The following is a 15,745-nucleotide window of genomic DNA, read 5'->3' on the forward strand; positions in this document are numbered from 1 at the left end:
GCCTACTGCAGTGACTTGAGCAGATTGTCGACCGTGAACGGATTGGCTTTCGGCTTGGCTGGAGGCGGATTGTCGTTGGCGGGCACCTGCTCGGCCTTGGGTGCCTGTTGCGCCGCCTTGCGCTCGGCTTCGAGCCTGGCTTTTTCCTGGGAGGCAATGCGCATCGCCTCCTCCGCCTTCTGGCGCTCCTGCTCGGCCTGCGCCTTGGCCGCCTCGTCCGCTGCCTGCTGTTCCGCCGCCGCCTTGGCCTCGGCATCCGCCTTGGCTTTTGCTTCCGCGTCGGCCTTTGCCTTGGCATCCGCTTCGGCCTGGGCCTGAGCGTCGGCCTCCGCTTTCGCCTTGGCGTCGGCCTCGGCTTTCAGGCGCGCCGCTTCCTCTTGCTGGCGCAGCTCCTCGGCGGCCTTGTCGCGGGCATCCTGAAGGGCCGCGTAATAGCGCACTTCGCGTCGCAGCCGCTGTTTCTCCAGCAGCGCGGCCTGCATCGCCTCGACGCGCTGCTGTTCTTTTTCCAGCGCACGCTGGGTCAGGAATTGCGCCAGCGGCTCGCTGTCGAACTGCCGTTTCACGGCACCGAACGGCCCCTCGGCGGTGAAATTCACGGCCGGCTCGGAGCCGACCAGCGCTTCGTCGCCGGGCCGATAGGTGACCGCGCCCTTGGCGGAAACCGTGCCGGTGTTGAGATCCGCCGTGATGTCGGCCGACAAGGTCGCCGCCGGGTTTTCAAAACTGATCGGCGGCGCCCTGAGCGTGCCGCCGGCAATCGTGAAGGCGACCTCGGCATTCCCGGCGGCGAAGCTGCCGTCGGCGGCGATGTCAGGCGCGAAACCAGCCGTCTTGGCGGCGTCGATATCGCGTCCGATCGCATCCGCCTTGGCCAGGAAAGCCCCGAACGCGTCAGGATTGACGCCGGCGATCCGCAAGCCCTTCAGCGTCGCCGTGCCGGATCCCGATAGAGCGGCAATCATCGCGTCGACGGATTTGCCGCTGGTCGACAGCGTCGTCGAGAAATCGCCGATGCCGCCGATGCCCGCATCCGGCAAGACATCAGCCAGATCGGCACCCGCCAGTTTCATCTGACCGGTGAAAAGCCCGGTACCATCATTGTTCTTCAGCTCGAACAGGCCGGAGAGCGCCCCGCCGAGGAATTTGGCCTTGAGATCGGTGACCCGAATGCCTTCCGGGTCGAGCTTGAGCGAGAGGGCCGCGTCATAGGCGGTGGCGAGCGGGCCGACGGTCAGCGAAGCCGTGGTCAGGTCGAGATCGGCCGTGAACGGCAGGCTGGACTTCTGGCTGAACGGCGCCGACGGCCAAGCGCCGGATTTGTCATTCTTGTCGGCACTGTCATTCTTGTCGGCCCTGTCGTTCTTGTCGGCATTGTCGCTCTTGCCGGACCCGTTCTTGTCCACGAGAAAAGCGGAATCGCCAAACAGCGCCACCGCCATCGGATCGAGGTCGAGTTCGTCGAGCGCCAGCGCCCCGGCCAGGTGCGGCACGCCGACCTTGCCGTCGGCTCCTTCCTTGACATCGAGGTTGATGTCGCCGGACACAGCCGCCTCGTTGATGGCGCCGCTGAGCCCGGAGAGCACCAGCAGGCCATTGCCGTAATCGGCCTGCGCGGCCAGCGACGTCGACATGCCGGCGCCCATGCCGGGCAGGCCGATGCCCGTCGTCATCAGCCACGGCTCGATGTCGGAGGCATCGAGATTGATCTTGCCCTTGGCCGTCGGGCCTTGCGGCGTGTCGGCGACCATGCCCTCGAAGCCGGCTTTGAAGTCATTGCCGGCAAGGCTGAAGCTCGTCGCCAGGCCGCCGGAAAGCGTGCCCTTGGCCTGGATGTCGGTGCTTGCTTCACCCAACATGCCGAGCGGCAGCGCCGGCAGGCCGTAGAGCGCGAGCAAGGCGGTTGCGTCCGGGTTCCTGGCATTGAAAGTCAGTGTCACCGGCGCGTCGGCAAGCCTGTCCACCGCGCCCTTCCCCGACAGCGACGCCGAAAAGGACGAGCCACCGGCCTTGCCTTGCCCGCTCACCGCCAGGCCCGTGGTGCCGTCGCCATTGTCGGCGGCACTGGCCACGAGGTCGACGCGCGCGTCCTGGAACAAGTCGGGATAGGCTGCGGCGCGGTCTGCGAGCCCCTTCAGCACGGCATTGTCCGGATAGTGCCGTGCTGCGACATCGATCAGCGGTTTGAGGTCGACCGCGACCACCGAGGCGTCCAGCTTGCCGGTCGGGCTCGCCGGAAAATCCTTGATGCGGCCGGTGGCGCTGATCGAGGAACCGGCCAGTCCGCCGACAGACAGCCGGTCGATTTCGAGCAGCCCGTCGCGCAGCCTGAGCGCGGTGTCGACCGTGTCGGCGGTCAAGCCGCCGGCGCTGACAGGGCCGGCCTTGATCTGGAAATCGAGGTCGCTGTCGGCAAAACGGTTGGCGCCCTTGTCGCTGACGAAGATCGAGGCGAAGGCCGCCAGCCCATCGACATCGAGATCGCCGCCCTCGAGCCGCATCAGCACAGATGGCTTTGCGTCTTCGGGCTGGCTGGAATCGATGCGGCCGGAAAACTTCGCCTTGCCGAGGATCAGTTCGAGATCGCTGAAGGATTGATGATTTTCCGAGAGATCGACCTTGGCCTTGAAACCGGCGGCAGGCAGACGGCGGATCGCCTCGTCGACATCCTTCGACAGCCAGGCGGCAAAACCCGAAGGCTGCGCCACGGCCAGCAGCAACGAGCCGGTAAAGCCGAAATGGCCCTGTACGTTGAGCATGACATTGCCATCGGCTTCCAGCTTGGTGCGGCCGGGCAAGGTCGCGGCCAGCGATTTCACCGACCAACCGTCACCGACCGGCTCGGCCGAAAGATGAACATCGCGCACCGTCGTGTCGCCGGCCACCACCGCCGGCAACTTGACCTCGACCGTGCCGGGAATGGTCGGCTTCGGCAGATCGAGCAGCGCCTGTTCCAACCCGGCGATGCGCTGATCCAGCGTCAGGCCCGTACCCGCCTGGGCACCCACCGCCTCGTCGAACTGAACCTGCGCGCCATTCGCCTCGATGGCGAAACTCGGTTTCTGGCCGAGATCGACCGAGGCCTTGCCATCGGCGGTGTAGGGATTGTCGAGCGGACCGGTCTCGAAACGGAATTCGTCCACGCCAAGCTTCTGGTGGTCGAGCGAGAACTTGCCGTTCAGCCGGAAGCCTGGATCGGACTTGCCGGTGCTGACCTTCACCGTCTCGCCGTCCGTGCCGCGCAACTCGGCTGAATTCTTGCCCGCGCTATCCTTGTCCGCGCCCGAAATCTTGAACTGGCCGGAATAGACGGCGGCACCGTTGACGATGCCGGCATTGCCGTCGGTCTCGATGACCAGCGGATACGCGTCGGGATCCGCCTTCACCCGTAACCGCATCTGCCCGGAGGGTTCGGCCTTGCCGGTCGACGCCGCGACCGTGGTCCGCAACCCGTCCAGCCGCAACGTGCCATCCATGCGCCACGGACCGGCCAGCGACTTGGCCGAAATGGTCGAGTTGATCTCCGAAAAGATGTGGCTGCGGCCGCCGGCGGCATGGCGCAGTTCAATCTGCCCTTCCGTCACAGTCAGTTTCTCGATCGAGACCTGGCCGGGGTCGAAGGGCGAGGACGGGCGCATGGCCCAATCGACGGTTCCGTCGGCGGCGATGTCGATGGTCGCCTTCGGCCGCACCAGCCGCATGTCGAAGATCAGCACCTCGCCGCGCAGGAAGGGTGCCAGTTCCGCGTCCATCGAAAACGTCTCGACGGTCATGGCCGGCTGACCGTCGGGGCCACCGGCGACGGCGACTTTGGAAAAGGTCACCGAGGGAAACGGCAGCAGCCTTGCCGTGGCGTCGCCCTGCACGGTTACCTTGCGGCCGAGGATGGCGCTTGCCTCGCGCTCGAACTCGGCGCGGTAGCCGGTCCAGTCGATAAAATGCGGCACCACCAGCGCCGCAAGCAGCACCAGCACGAACAGGCCACCGAAGATCACGAACAGGCGTGCGAGCATCAGCTCCGAACAGGTTGATTGCAATTCCGCCGCACTCTACCCGCATCCGCGTGTCGATAAAGAGGCAATTCATCCCGTGTTGCGTCATGTCGGACGATCTGAAACAAATCCGGGAAAAGCGGAGATTCTCGGATGTCGGGCAAGAACTGGGATCGCGTGCCGATCGATGCGCAGAGTGTCGATGCCCCGCTATCGCAGTCGGCGATTTTCCTTGTCGGCATCGTCGCCGGCGATCAGCCGGCTCTGGCCAGGGTTTGTTCCGTGCTCGGCGAACTCGACGATCTGGTCAAGACTGTCGGATTCCGCGATCTCGGCGGGCGCCTGTCCTGCATCGCCGGCATCGGCCGCGATCTCTGGGACCGGCTCAGCCCCGGCCGGCGGCCGCTGGAACTGAAGCCGTTCGCGCCGATCAAGGGCGCGGTCCATTCGGCGCCAACGACACCGGGCGACCTGCTCTTTCACATCCGCGCCGAGCGGCCCGACATGTGCTTCGAATTCGAGCGTATCCTGCTCGACAGGCTTGGTCCTGACGTGACCGTCGTCGACGAAGTGATCGGCTTTCGCTATTTCGACGCCCGCGACCTGCTCGGCTTCGTCGACGGCACCGCCAACCCGGCCGGCCTCGATTTGCCCGCCTCGGCGCTGGTCGGTGACGAGGACGCCGATTTCGCCGGCGGCAGCTATGTCGTGGTCCAGAAATATCTGCACGACATGCAGGCCTGGGCGCGCATTCCCACGCCCGAGCAGGAGGCGATCATCGGGCGCACCAAGATCGACAACATCGAAATCGATGATGACGACGCGCCGCGCAAATCGCACAAGTCGCTGGCCACCGTGGTCGATGCCGACGGCAACGAACACGACATATTGCGCGACAACATGCCGTTCGGCAGGCCCGGGCAGAACGAATTCGGCACCTACTTCATCGGCTACAGCAGATATCTCTGGGTCACCGAGAAAATGCTGCAGCGCATGTATGTCGGCGACCCGCCGGGTGCATACGACCGGCTGCTCGATGTCTCCACGCCGCACACCGGCACGACCTTCTTCGCCCCGACCCGCCCCATGCTGCAGACGCTTGCGCAGGACGCCCGGGAGCAGCTTCCCACTGTAGGATAGAGCGGCGGTTGGCGGGCCTAACCGCTCCCTTAGCGTGCGTCGCGTTTCGCCTGCGCCACCTTGGCCGCCTTGCGCTGGCGGCCGAATTCGGCCGGCCGAACAAGATTTGGAACCTTCTGGTTGGCCACGGCCCGCATGCCCTTGTGGGCGGTGCGCGAATTGTGCGTGGGACCCTCCGGAGCTTTCTGCTTCAAGGCCAGCGCCTTGCGCGCATTGTCGACCAGCGAAGTGCGGGCCGCCAGTTGGCGCCGCCGTTCGGCCTCGCCGTTCAGCCGCCGCATCGCCATGGCCAGCACCGCGAGCTTCACTTGTGAACCTCCGTCGGCCTTCGAGGGTGCCGTACCTTTCGCCGCGCCCTTGCCGCGTATTTCGCGCCGCCGGCGATGTGCTTCGGTCTGCGCCTTGTCACGCCGTTCCCGCAACAGCTTGACCAGACCGGAAAGGTCGGAATCGGAAAGCTCCTGCACCGCCGGATGGTGCGATTTCTCCACCAATTCCTTTTCATCGGCGTTCAGCGCGCGTGCTTCTTCCTTGCGTGAAATGGCCATAAAAATTCTCCTCAGCCGGCACGCCTGTCTTTCCAGGTTTGCCACTTGAGGAGCCTCGCCCGAATGGCGGCGCGGTCAAGACGCGCTGTTCGCGATGCCCTTAGCCCGCGTCAGGCAGGATCTTGCCCGGATTCATGATGTTTTGCGGATCGAGCGCCTGCTTGATCGTGCGCATGATGTCGACGCCATGGCCGAGTTCGTGGCGCAGGAACCCGATCTTGCCTTGCCCGATGCCGTGCTCGCCGGTGCAGGTACCCTCCATGGCGATCGCCCGCATGTTGAGCCGTGCCACGAATTTTTCCGACAGCGCGATTTCCTTGGGATCGTTGACATCCATCAGCACCAGCACGTGGAAATTGCCGTCTCCGGCATGGCCGACGATGGGCGCGATAAGTCCCATCTCGGCAATGTCGGCCTCGGTTTCCATGACGCATTCGGCAAAGCGCGAGATCGGTACGCAGACATCGGTCGACAGGCCCTTGGCGCCCGGGCGCAAGGTCAGCGACGCCCAGTAGGCGTCGTGCCTGGCCTTCCACAATTTGGTGCGTTCCTCGGCAACGCTGGTCCACAGGAACGGCCCGCCGCCATTGTCTTCCGCGATCGCCCCGAAGGTCTCGGCCTGTTCGGCAACGCCGGCGTCGCTGCCATGAAACTCGACGAACAGGCACGGGCCCTCGGGATAATCGAGCTTGGAATAGGTCTTCATCGCCCGCATCTGCAGCGCGTTGACCAGTTCGATGCGCGCCACCGGAATGCCCATCTGGATCGTCGCGATGACGGCGTTGCAGGCAGCTTCGACGCTCGGGAACGGGCAGACGCCGCCCGAGATCGCCTGCGGAATGCCTTGCAGCTTCAAGGTCAGCGCGGTGATGATGCCGAGCGTGCCCTCGGAGCCGACCAGCAGCCGGGTCAGGTCGTAGCCGGCCGAACTCTTCTTCGCCCGCTTGCCGGTCGTCACCGTCTCGCCGTCGGCCATGACGGCGGTCAGCGACAGCACGTTCTCGCGCATCGTGCCGTAGCGCACCGCGTTGGTGCCGGACGCCCGCGTCGCCGCCATGCCGCCGAGCGAGGCATTGGCGCCCGGATCGATCGGAAAGAACAGGCCGGTGTCGCGCAGATGCCGGTTCAAATCCTCGCGCGTGACGCCGGGCTCCACCGTGCAGTCGAGATCCTGCGGATTGACCGAAAGAATGCGGTTCATCCGCGACGTATCGACCGAAATGCCTCCACCCGGCGCATTGGTGTGGCCTTCGAGCGACGAGCCGACGCCGAACGCGATCACCGGCACACGGTGTGCGGCACAGGCACGCACGATTTCCTGCACCTCGGCCGTCGTCTCCGGGAAAGCGACGCCGTCGGGCGCCTGCGTCGGAATATAGGTGGTCGTATGCGCGTGCTGCGAGCGGATGGCCTGTCCGGTCTGGAAGCGCTCGCCCAGCCGCTGCTTGAGGATGCCGAGCACCGCTGCGATGCCTTCCTCGTTGCGTTCGACCGGATTGAGGTCGCTCAGAGCCATGAATTCCTCCGCGAATGGACCAGCGCCCACGCTTGTTATGCGAGTATGGATGCCTAAAGCAATTTCAGGAAAAGTGTGAAGCGGTTTCCATCCGAAATTGCGTCAGAATGTAAAGACACTCACCGGCTACTCTGTCCAGCACCAGAACAAGGAAGTTTCGATGTCCATTCCCGCCCCCTTCGTCTCCAGGCCCATGGGCATCGAGAAGGACTGGATCGACTATAACGGCCATCTCAACATGGCCTATTACAACGTGCTGTTCGACCGCTGCTCGGACGAGGCCTTCGAGGCGATGGGCATGGGGCTGGACTATGTGAAAGAGCGGCGGCTCACCATCTACACCGCCGAAGTCCATGTCTGCTACGTCAGGGAACTGCATCTCGACCACAAGGTCACGGTCTCCTTCCAGCTCATCGACCATGACGAGAAGCGGCTGCGGGCCTATCAGGAAATCCGCCATGTCGACGGCTGGCTCGCCGCCACGTCCGAGACCCTGTCGCTGCATGTCGACATGTCGGGGCCGAAGGTGGCGCCCTTTCCGGCCGATGTACTGGCCAGGATCGAAGCCATGCGCGCCGCCCACTCCGTGCTCCCGATGCCCGAGCGCGCCGGCCGTTCGATCGGCCTCAAGCGCAAATAGGGCGAAGCCCAGGCGACCGGGTCTGGCCTCAAAGCCACACCCGCGATCCAAAATCGCCGGGTTCCTCAAATCGGCTGGCACGCGTGCTTGAAGCCACCTCGCACCCGCATTAACCTTACTGAGGATTTAACGGGAACAAGCCATCTGAGCCGTTGAACGACTCAGCGGAGCGGTCGAAAACGTCCGCACAGGGTTGTTTTAGCGGGCGGCGCGGCGAAGCCGGTTCGAGGAACGTGCATGAAAACCGACATCAAGGTCGAGGTGGACAGGCTGGCGGCCGATCCGCGCATATCGGACTACGATTTCTGGCGTTCGCTCAAGAATGTCGACAACGAGATCTTTCACATCGCCAACAACAACGAACCGATCCCGTTCGACATGATCCGCTGGCGCAGCATCCTGAAGCGCGCCCGCCTGAAGCGCGGCCACGCTTAGCGCCGTTGCCTGATCGCCGCCAGCGGCGAGCGCGCGATCACCGGCGACGACTGGATGATCGCCGTGTTGGTCATCGCATAGGGGATGATGCGGTCGATCACCCGTTCGAGTTCGGCGACCGAGCCGACATGCGCCAGCGCGATGAAACAGTCCTCTCCGGTCACCCGGTCGCATTGTGCGATCTCCGGCAACTCACGGATGATCTCGGCCACGACTGACAATTGCCCAGGCACCGGCCGGATGCGCAGCCACGCCGACAGTTTCAGGCCAAGCGCCGCCGGGTTGATCCTGACGCAATAGGCCTCGATCACGCCGTTCTCCTGCAGCCGCTTGATGCGCTCCGCCACGCTCGGCGCAGACAGGCCGACGGAACGGGCCAGCTCCGCGGTGCTGATGCGCGCGTCCTCTTCCAGCAGGCGCAGGATCTTCATGTCGGCCGCGTCGATGTCGGCATTTTCGTTTCGAAGGCGTTTCATGGAAAACTCCTTGCTTCCGGGAAAGGAATGATGGGTCAAGCTGGTCATCATCCATATGAATAGGGAGGATCGGCTACGATACTGATCCCATGGATGACCAGAGGCAAGCCCCGCATACCAGCCCTGCCGCTGCCACCCCGGCCTTTGCCGGCCCCGCGCTCGCCGGGCTCGCGACAAGATTGCCGCCTCATATCTGGTTCGCTGTCAGCGCTGTCTTTCATTATCTCGGCCCGGCCTTCGCCGTGCTGCTTTTTGCGCAAGTCGGCGTGCTCGGCATGGCCTGGCTGCGCATAGCCACCGCGGCGCTGGTCTTCGCGCCATTGACCCGCCCATGGCGAACCTTCGCCAGCGCCGATCCTCCGACGCGGCTCCTGCTCGTTGCCTTCGGTGCTTGCCTGGCGGTGATGAACTGTTCGTTCTACCTGGCGCTCGACCGCCTGCCGATCTCGCTGGTTGCGGCGATCGAATTCGTCGGCACCATCGGCGTCGCGCTCGCCGGCCTCAGGACGGCCCGCAACCTGGCCGCTCTTGCCGTCGCTGTGACCGGCACCTTGCTGCTGATCCACGTCAAATGGTCAACCGACCCGGTCGGGCTGGTCTGGGCTTTCCTCAACGGCGCGCTCTTTGTCGGCTACATCGTGCTTGGCCACCGTGTCGCCCGCGCGGGCGCCGGCGACGGCATCGCCGGCCTGGGTGCGGCCATGGCGGTCGCTTTCGTCGTCGTGCTGCCCGTTGGCTTCGCCGACGCCCTGCCCGCCTTTTTGTCGCCGCCGCTGCTCGTCGCCGCCATCGGCGTCGGCATCTGCTCGTCGGTCATTCCATACGTATGCGACCAGCTCGCCATGGCGCGGTTGCCGCGCGCGAGTTTCGCGCTGATGCTGTCGCTGCTGCCGGTCACCGCAACGCTGATCGGCGTCGTCGTGCTGCGCCAGGTACCCGGTCCGTCCGATTGCCTCGGCATCGCGCTGGTCGTGGCCGGCGTCGCGCTTCACAGGCCGGCCTCGGCTGGCTAGCCGGGAAGCCCCTTCCTCGCGGTCGGTTGCGGAAAGCCTCCATCGGTTCCCGCCTGCGACGAACTGCGACAGGCCAGCCGAGATTGAAACCAAATTCTACTTTGAGCCGTTGTCTCCCGCGAAAAATGGCTTGGAGCGACGCTATGGAACGGAAACGGACCAGGGAGCCGGCGGACGCATGGCACATGACCGACGACCTTCATGTCGAGCACGGCAAGGGCGACCCCTTCGCGGCGGCCATCCGCGCCACGCGCATGTCGATGATCATTACCGATCCGCGCCGGCAGGACAATCCGATCGTCTTTGCAAACGACGCCTTCCTGCGCCTGACGGGTTATGAGCGCGACGAGGTTCTCGGCAGGAACTGCCGCTTCCTGCAGGGGCCGGAGAGCGACAAGGAAGCGATCGCTCAGATACGCGCCGCGATCGCCGATGAAACCGACATCAGTGTCGATATCCTGAATTACCGCAAGGACGGGTCGACCTTCTGGAACGCGCTCTACATAAGCCCTGTCTCCAACGACAAAGGCGAAATGCAGTTCTTCTTCGCTTCGCAACTCGATGTTTCCGACCGGAAGCTCTGGGAAAATCGCATCACCGCGGACAAGGAGCGTTTCGAAAAGGCCGTCAAGGAACGCACGGCTGAGCTCGAAGCGGCGCTTGAGGCGCAGACCACGCTGCTGCATGAGGTCGATCATCGGGTGAAGAACAATCTGCAGATGATCTCCTCGCTTATCCTCATGCAGAGCCGCACCGTCTCCGACGCGAACCTCAAGCGCTCGCTTGGCACGATGTTGGAGCGCATAGAGGCGCTCAGCACCGTGCACCGCCGGCTCTACCAGTCCAAGGATGTCAGCAAGTTCGATGTTTCCGACTTCGCCAAGGATCTCATCTCCGACCTGCTGACTGCTTCGGGACGTTCGGAAATCAACCCGACACTCGATCTCGAGCCCGTCGTCGTCCCGGCCGAGAAGGCGACGCCGGTGGCGCTGATGGTCAACGAACTCGTCACCAACGCGCTCAAGCATGCCTTCAAGGAAAGGCCCGACGGCACGAGATCGGGCAGCATCGGCATCAAGATGAGCCAGCCGGACGGCCATTTGAACATCGAGGTCTCGGATGACGGCGTCGGCATGGCGGGCGCCAATGGCGACGCCTCCTTCGGCATGCGGCTGATCAAGTCGCTTGCCCGCCAATTGCGTGCCGACATCGAGTGGCGCGATGCCGGTCCCGGCACTCGCGTTGTCATCTCGATGCCCAATGGACCACAGCACAAAGGGAACCTGTCATGATTGAACCGCTCAAGGTCCTGATCGTCGAGGACGAGGCGCTGCTGGCCATGGAGTTGGAGAGCCTGGTCGAGGACGCCGGGCACAGCGTCGTCGGCTGGGCAACATCGCTCGCCGAAGCAAAGGACATGGTCGATACCACGCAGGCCGATATCGCCTTTGTCGACATCCATCTCACCGACGGCCCGACCGGCATCGACGTTGCCGAATATATTGGCGACAGGAAGAACTCGATGGTCATTTTCATGACCGCCAACCCGAAGCGCATCCCCGACCACTTCGCCGGTGCGATCGGCGTCATCGCCAAGCCCTACACGATGAACGGGCTGACCTCTGCCCTGCGCTATTTGCAGGAAGGCGTGCGGCGCCCGCCGCCGAAATCGGAGCGCCCGGCGGGCTTCACCCTGTCGCCGGCCTTCAAGACGATCTGGGCGCCGGCGGCCTGAAGGCGATGGTCATGCCAGCTTCTGCCTGAGGAAGGCGATCGTCCTGCCCCAGGCGAGGTCGGCCGCCTTCTTGTCGTAGCGCGCCGCCGAGGTGTCGTTGTTGAAGGCATGGTTGGCGCCTTCATAGACATAGACCGTGTATTCGACATGCGCGGCATCGAGTTCCTTCTTGAACGCATCGATGCCGGCATTGGTGCGCTCGTCGAGGCCGGCATAGTGCAGCAGCAACGCGGCCTTGATCTTCGAGACGTCGGCGGCCTTCGGCTGCATGCCGTAATAGGCGACGCTCGCGGCAAGGTCGGGCGCATTGACGGCCAGCATGTTGGCCGCGCCGCCGCCCCAGCAGAAGCCGATGGCGCCGACCTTGCCGTTGCCGTCCCTGTCGCCCTTGAGGAAGGCGACCGTCGCCACGCCATTGGCCACGGTCTGCGCCGGGTCGAGTTTCCCGAACATGTCGCGCGCCTTGTCCTCGTCAGTGGGCGTGCCGCCGAGCGGCGACAGGAAATCCGGCGCGAGCGCCACGAACCCTTCCAGCGCCACGCGCCGGGCGACGTCGCGGATATGCGGGTTGAGTCCCCTGTTTTCATGGATGACGATGACTGTGCCGAGCTTGCCGGCCTGGTTCGCGGGCCTGACCAGATAGCCCTTCATCTCGCCGCCGCTGCCGGGATAGGTGATGTCCTCGCCCTTCACGCGGGCATCGTTGTCGGCGACGATCGCCGCCTGGGCCGAGTTCGCCGCCAGCATCGGCGCGATCGCGGCGGCCGCCGCGCCCGATCCGGCAAGCCTGGTCAGTTGCTCCATGAAGCGGCGGCGATCCAGCGTCAGATGCGTGTATTCGTCATAGGCATCGATCATCGCCTGGGTGATGACGGGTTTGGTGGTGACGTCGGCCATGGGCTTCCCCGATCTCGCCGCGACTGCGGTGTCCTTGCCGGTCGCAAGATAGGGGCGAGCCTCTCATCGTCCAGTCACCGGAGCGTGACATCTCGCTGCCTCGCGGCCGTCGGTCGGCCGAGGATCATCACGTTTTTGTCATCGGTGACAAATCTTGATGGCGCTGCCACAATAGTGGGGAAACTGGCTGGCCGGCCGCCCTCGGTCCTATAGGCCCGATCTGAAAGGAACAATGCCGATGACCATGCCCTCGCCGATCCTGGCAACCGCCTTCGTGGCAGCAGTGGCGGCCGTTCTGGCGATGCGCGCGGCCGTTGTCGCGGCAAGCCGCAAGTCCATGGTCAGGGTCCGCAGCCGCAAGCGCCAGCGCGCGAACTTGAAAACCCAAAGTTGAGGTGAAGTCATGGACGTTCAGGACATCGTGAACACCGTCTCGCAGAAGGCCGGTCTCGACCAGGCCACGACCGAAAAGGTCGTCGGCACCATTTTCTCGGTGCTCGAGCACGAGGCCGAAGGCACCAGCGCCTCCTCCTTCTTCGCCAAGATTCCGGGCGCCGATGCGCTGGCGCAGAAATATGACGTCATGGCCGCCCCGGCCGGCGGCGGTGGCGGCTTCCTGTCGTCGCTGCAGGGCGCGCTTGGCGGCGTTCTCGGCGAAAAGGCCGGCGCGCTGGTCAACGGCCTCGCGGCGCTCAAGGCCTCCGGCCTCGACTTGGCGCAGATCCAGAAGGCTGGCGAGACGCTTGTCCAGCAGGCCGAGGCGGCCGCGGGCCCCGATCTGACCAACCAAGTGCTTGGCTCGGTGCCGAGCCTAAAGAGCCATCTGGGGCTCGGCTGATCGTCGGCTCGCCCGACCCGGTAACCCCGCCTGCCTACTTCGGCAGCGCGTAGGCCATCACATAATCGCCCGGCTTGGTGCCCACCGAGCCGTGGCCGCCGGCGACGATGACCACGAACTGGCGTCCGTCCGCGACGGTGTAGGTCATCGGCGTCGATTGCCCTCCGGCCGGCAGCCGCGCCTGCCAGAGCTGCTTGCCTGACGTCAGCTCGTAGGCGCGCAGATAGTCGTCGACCGCGGCACCCAGGAAGGCGACACCGCCGGCGGTGATCATCGGCCCGCCAATGCCGGGCACCCCGACTTTGAACGGCAACGGCAGCGGCGTCATGTCGTAGACGGTGCCGTTGCGGTGCTTGTAGGCAATCGTGCCGGTGCGAAGATCGACGCCCGCGACATAGCCCCAGGGCGGCGCCTGGCACGGAATGCCGAGTGGCGACAGGAACGGTCCCATCACCACCGCATAGGGCGCTCCGTCATTGCGGTTCAGCCCCTGCTCGCTGCCCTTGGTGTCGCCTGGGGGCGGCACGTCGGCGCGCGGCACCAGCCGCGACGTGAAGGCAAGATAGGTTGGCATCCCGAACATCACTTGCCGCACCGGATCGACCGCCACGCCACCCCAGTTGAACGTGCCGAAATTGCCGGGATAAACCAGCGATCCCTGCAGCGAAGGCGGCGTGTAGCGGCCTTCATAGCGCAATTTGTGAAGCGCGATGCGGCACGCCAGCTGGTCGAACATGGTGATGCCCCACATATCGTGCTCGGTCAGCGGCGGCGGGTTGAAGGAAAGATCGGACGCGGGCTGCGTCGGCGATGTGTGGTCGCCCTCGATGGCGCCGCCGGGCGCCGGCACTTCCTTGACCGCAATCACCGGCTCGCCGGTGCGCCGGTCGAGCACATAGAGGTCCCCTTGCTTGGTCGGCCCGACCAGCGCGGGCACCACGGAGCCGTCGGCCTTGGTGATGTCGATCAGGCTCGGCTGCGCCGGCACGTCCATGTCCCAGAGGTCATGGTGCACGGTCTGGCGCACCCATTTCAACTGCCCGGTGTTGAGGTCCAGCGCGGTGATCGAGGAGGAGAATTTCTCCACATTGGCACTGCGGCCCATGCCGAGCTGGTCCGGCGTCTGGTTGCCGAGCGGCACGTAGAGCAGGCCGAGCTTCTCGTCGGCGCTCGGCGTCGACCACATGTTGGGCGAGTTGGCGGTGTAGGTCTGGCCGGCCGGCAGCGGCGTCGTCTGGTCCGGATTGCCGGAATCCCAGTTCCACAGCAATTTGCCGCTGCTCGCATCATAGGCGCGGATGACGCCGGACGGCTCCTGCGTCGAATAATTGTCATTGACCGCCCCGCCGACGATGATCTTGCCGCCGGCAATCAGCGGCGCCGAGGTCGAGTAGTAATAGCCCGACTTCGGATACGGCATGCCCGTCAACAGATTGAGCGTGCCGCCCTCGGCGAAGGCCGGGCAAACCTGCCCGTTGGCGGCGTCGAGCGCGATCAGCCGCGCATCCGAGGTCGGCAGGTAGACGCGCGCCGCGCAGGGCTGGCCGGCGGCGCCCGCCGCATCGGCATAATAGGAAACGCCCCGGCAGGTCTGGTGCTGGCGGTCCTTGTCGAGCTTAATCTTGGGATCGTAGCGCCACTTCTCCTTGCCGGTCGCCGCATTGACGGCGATGGCGAAGTTGTGCGGCGTGCAGATATAGAGCGTGTCGCCCACCTTGAGCGGTGTCACCTGATAGGTGGTCTCGCCGACATCGTCGGGGCCCTTGACGTCGCCGGTGCGATAGGTCCAGGCCGGCTTCAGGTTGGCGACGTTTTCCGGCGTGATCTGGTCGAGCGGCGAATAGCGCTGGCCGAACTGCGTGCGCCCGTAATAGTGCCATTCGCCCGCCGGCACATCGCCGCCGAGATTGGCGTTGGGGATCACCTTGTCGGTGTCCAGCGCGCCGCCGATGTCCTTCGGGTCCGTGGTCATCGAATAGCCGGCCACCGCCAGCGATGCCAGCACGGCAAGGATCAAAGGGGCTCGCCCGTCCGGACCGGCAAGGCCGCGCCGCGCCCACGGCGTCAGCAGCCACAACGCCACCAGCACGATGATGCCGCCGCGGGGACCGAGTTCCCACCAGTCGAAGCCGGTTTCCCAGACCGCCCAGGCCAGCGTGCCGAGCACGATCGCCGCGTAGAGCCAGAGCGCCGTGGAACGGCGCCGGTAGAGCAGCCAGGCGGCGACCAGGAAGGCGAGACCGACGATGATGTAGTACCAACTGCCTCCCAGCGAAGCCAACCAGATGCCGCCGGCGCCAAGCGCCAGGCCTATGAGGAAGAGAATGAGGGAGGTGATGGTGACAGCCAAGATGATACTCCTTCGACTGTTGCGCGCATGGGGCGGGCTAGGGCAACCCGGCATTGCGTGTTGCCCGTGCAACTTTCTCCCGACGGCGGCGCCTGTCAAGCGTAGGTCGCGGACCCGCGGGCAGCAACCTCGTTCCGCCGGGGATTGTTCCACAACGGCGGTTCC

General features: G+C 64.9%; 14 protein-coding genes. 8 read left to right on the top strand and 6 right to left on the bottom strand.

Going from position 1 to position 15,745, the window contains the following annotated elements; translation table 11 throughout:
- Positions 1 to 2 precede the first annotated feature (2 nt).
- Positions 3 to 4,013, bottom strand: coding sequence for an AsmA family protein (locus tag FJ527_RS06200; RefSeq protein WP_140822214.1), 4,011 nt, complete (start codon positions 4,011 to 4,013; stop codon positions 3 to 5).
- A 132-nt stretch (positions 4,014 to 4,145) separates the two neighbouring features.
- Here FJ527_RS06200 and FJ527_RS06205 point away from each other — a divergent pair, with 132 nt between their 5' ends.
- On the top strand, positions 4,146 to 5,132 hold the full coding sequence (locus tag FJ527_RS06205; RefSeq protein ID WP_140822216.1) for a Dyp-type peroxidase: 987 nt from the start codon (positions 4,146 to 4,148) through the stop codon (positions 5,130 to 5,132).
- A gap of 29 nt (positions 5,133 to 5,161) precedes the next feature.
- Here FJ527_RS06205 and FJ527_RS06210 read toward each other — a convergent pair whose 3' ends face one another.
- Together FJ527_RS06210 and FJ527_RS06215 are read right to left on the bottom strand one after the other, a co-directional pair.
- Positions 5,162 to 5,680, bottom strand: a complete 519-nt coding sequence (locus tag FJ527_RS06210) for a hypothetical protein (protein WP_140822218.1) — start codon at positions 5,678 to 5,680, stop codon at positions 5,162 to 5,164.
- Between the two features lie 100 nt (positions 5,681 to 5,780).
- Complete coding sequence (locus FJ527_RS06215) at positions 5,781 to 7,196, bottom strand: FAD-linked oxidase C-terminal domain-containing protein (protein WP_140822220.1); 1,416 nt, start codon at positions 7,194 to 7,196, stop codon at positions 5,781 to 5,783.
- A 160-nt stretch (positions 7,197 to 7,356) separates the two neighbouring features.
- Here FJ527_RS06215 and FJ527_RS06220 point away from each other — a divergent pair, with 160 nt between their 5' ends.
- Positions 7,357 to 7,836 (top strand): thioesterase family protein, encoded by a 480-nt coding sequence (locus tag FJ527_RS06220; RefSeq protein ID WP_140822222.1) that lies wholly within the window; start codon positions 7,357 to 7,359, stop codon positions 7,834 to 7,836.
- A gap of 237 nt (positions 7,837 to 8,073) precedes the next feature.
- Positions 8,074 to 8,271 carry a hypothetical protein gene (locus FJ527_RS06225; RefSeq protein WP_015317249.1) on the top strand — a complete coding sequence of 66 codons (198 nt, stop codon included), beginning with the start codon at positions 8,074 to 8,076 and terminating at the stop codon, positions 8,269 to 8,271.
- Here the strand turns inward: FJ527_RS06225 and FJ527_RS06230 are convergent.
- Positions 8,268 to 8,747: an Lrp/AsnC family transcriptional regulator gene (locus FJ527_RS06230; protein WP_140615683.1), complete on the bottom strand. Its 480-nt coding sequence runs from the start codon at positions 8,745 to 8,747 to the stop codon at positions 8,268 to 8,270. The genes FJ527_RS06225 and FJ527_RS06230 overlap by 4 nt on opposite strands.
- An 89-nt stretch (positions 8,748 to 8,836) precedes the next feature.
- On the opposite strand from FJ527_RS06230, the gene FJ527_RS06235 reads away from it, so the two are divergent.
- The 3 genes from FJ527_RS06235 to FJ527_RS06245 all read left to right on the top strand — a co-directional run bounded on the left by FJ527_RS06235 (position 8,837) and on the right by FJ527_RS06245 (position 11,495).
- Positions 8,837 to 9,760, top strand: a complete 924-nt coding sequence (locus FJ527_RS06235; protein ID WP_140822224.1) for an EamA family transporter — start codon at positions 8,837 to 8,839, stop codon at positions 9,758 to 9,760.
- Positions 9,761 to 9,945: 185 nt separating this feature from the next.
- Positions 9,946 to 11,052: a histidine kinase dimerization/phosphoacceptor domain -containing protein gene (locus tag FJ527_RS06240; RefSeq protein WP_167331122.1), complete on the top strand. Its 1,107-nt coding sequence runs from the start codon at positions 9,946 to 9,948 to the stop codon at positions 11,050 to 11,052.
- Complete coding sequence (locus FJ527_RS06245) at positions 11,049 to 11,495, top strand: response regulator (RefSeq protein ID WP_015317245.1); 447 nt, start codon at positions 11,049 to 11,051, stop codon at positions 11,493 to 11,495. The genes FJ527_RS06240 and FJ527_RS06245 overlap by 4 nt, the downstream gene beginning before the upstream one ends.
- Positions 11,496 to 11,504: 9 nt before the next feature.
- Here FJ527_RS06245 and FJ527_RS06250 read toward each other — a convergent pair whose 3' ends face one another.
- Positions 11,505 to 12,392 (bottom strand): dienelactone hydrolase family protein, encoded by an 888-nt coding sequence (locus FJ527_RS06250; RefSeq protein ID WP_140822226.1) that lies wholly within the window; start codon positions 12,390 to 12,392, stop codon positions 11,505 to 11,507.
- 232 nt (positions 12,393 to 12,624) lie between these two features.
- On the opposite strand from FJ527_RS06250, the gene FJ527_RS29255 reads away from it, so the two are divergent.
- Both FJ527_RS29255 and FJ527_RS06255 read left to right on the top strand, forming a co-directional pair.
- Positions 12,625 to 12,786, top strand: a complete 162-nt coding sequence (locus tag FJ527_RS29255; protein ID WP_181166297.1) for a hypothetical protein — start codon at positions 12,625 to 12,627, stop codon at positions 12,784 to 12,786.
- A 9-nt stretch (positions 12,787 to 12,795) separates the two neighbouring features.
- Positions 12,796 to 13,230, top strand: a complete 435-nt coding sequence (locus FJ527_RS06255; protein ID WP_015317242.1) for a hypothetical protein — start codon at positions 12,796 to 12,798, stop codon at positions 13,228 to 13,230.
- A 34-nt stretch (positions 13,231 to 13,264) separates the two neighbouring features.
- On the opposite strand, the gene FJ527_RS06260 is transcribed toward FJ527_RS06255, so the two are convergent.
- The gene (locus FJ527_RS06260; RefSeq protein ID WP_140822228.1) at positions 13,265 to 15,580 is read right to left on the bottom strand and encodes a glucose/quinate/shikimate family membrane-bound PQQ-dependent dehydrogenase; all 2,316 of its coding nucleotides are present in this window, start codon (positions 15,578 to 15,580) and stop codon (positions 13,265 to 13,267) included.
- Between the last annotated feature and the right edge of the window lie 165 nt (positions 15,581 to 15,745).

Origin of the sequence: Mesorhizobium sp. B2-4-18 (genome assembly GCF_006441385.1) — a bacterium.
GTDB lineage: Bacteria > Pseudomonadota > Alphaproteobacteria > Rhizobiales > Rhizobiaceae > Mesorhizobium > Mesorhizobium australicum.

Excerpts from the sequence above, each read along its gene's own strand:
- FJ527_RS06205 (WP_140822216.1), top strand. The coding sequence starts at position 4,146 with ATGTCGGGCAAGAACTGGGATCGCGTGCCGATCGATGCGCAGAGTGTC.
- FJ527_RS06210 (WP_140822218.1), bottom strand. The coding sequence starts at position 5,680 with ATGGCCATTTCACGCAAGGAAGAAGCACGCGCGCTGAACGCCGATGAA.
- FJ527_RS29255 (WP_181166297.1), top strand. The coding sequence starts at position 12,625 with ATGCCGATGACCATGCCCTCGCCGATCCTGGCAACCGCCTTCGTGGCA.
- FJ527_RS06240 (WP_167331122.1), top strand. The coding sequence starts at position 9,946 with ATGACCGACGACCTTCATGTCGAGCACGGCAAGGGCGACCCCTTCGCG.
- FJ527_RS06225 (WP_015317249.1), top strand. The coding sequence starts at position 8,074 with ATGAAAACCGACATCAAGGTCGAGGTGGACAGGCTGGCGGCCGATCCG.
- FJ527_RS06245 (WP_015317245.1), top strand. The coding sequence starts at position 11,049 with ATGATTGAACCGCTCAAGGTCCTGATCGTCGAGGACGAGGCGCTGCTG.
- FJ527_RS06235 (WP_140822224.1), top strand. The coding sequence starts at position 8,837 with ATGGATGACCAGAGGCAAGCCCCGCATACCAGCCCTGCCGCTGCCACC.
- FJ527_RS06200 (WP_140822214.1), bottom strand. The coding sequence starts at position 4,013 with ATGCTCGCACGCCTGTTCGTGATCTTCGGTGGCCTGTTCGTGCTGGTG.
- FJ527_RS06255 (WP_015317242.1), top strand. The coding sequence starts at position 12,796 with ATGGACGTTCAGGACATCGTGAACACCGTCTCGCAGAAGGCCGGTCTC.
- FJ527_RS06215 (WP_140822220.1), bottom strand. The coding sequence starts at position 7,196 with ATGGCTCTGAGCGACCTCAATCCGGTCGAACGCAACGAGGAAGGCATC.
- FJ527_RS06250 (WP_140822226.1), bottom strand. The coding sequence starts at position 12,392 with ATGGCCGACGTCACCACCAAACCCGTCATCACCCAGGCGATGATCGAT.
- FJ527_RS06220 (WP_140822222.1), top strand. The coding sequence starts at position 7,357 with ATGTCCATTCCCGCCCCCTTCGTCTCCAGGCCCATGGGCATCGAGAAG.
- FJ527_RS06230 (WP_140615683.1), bottom strand. The coding sequence starts at position 8,747 with ATGAAACGCCTTCGAAACGAAAATGCCGACATCGACGCGGCCGACATG.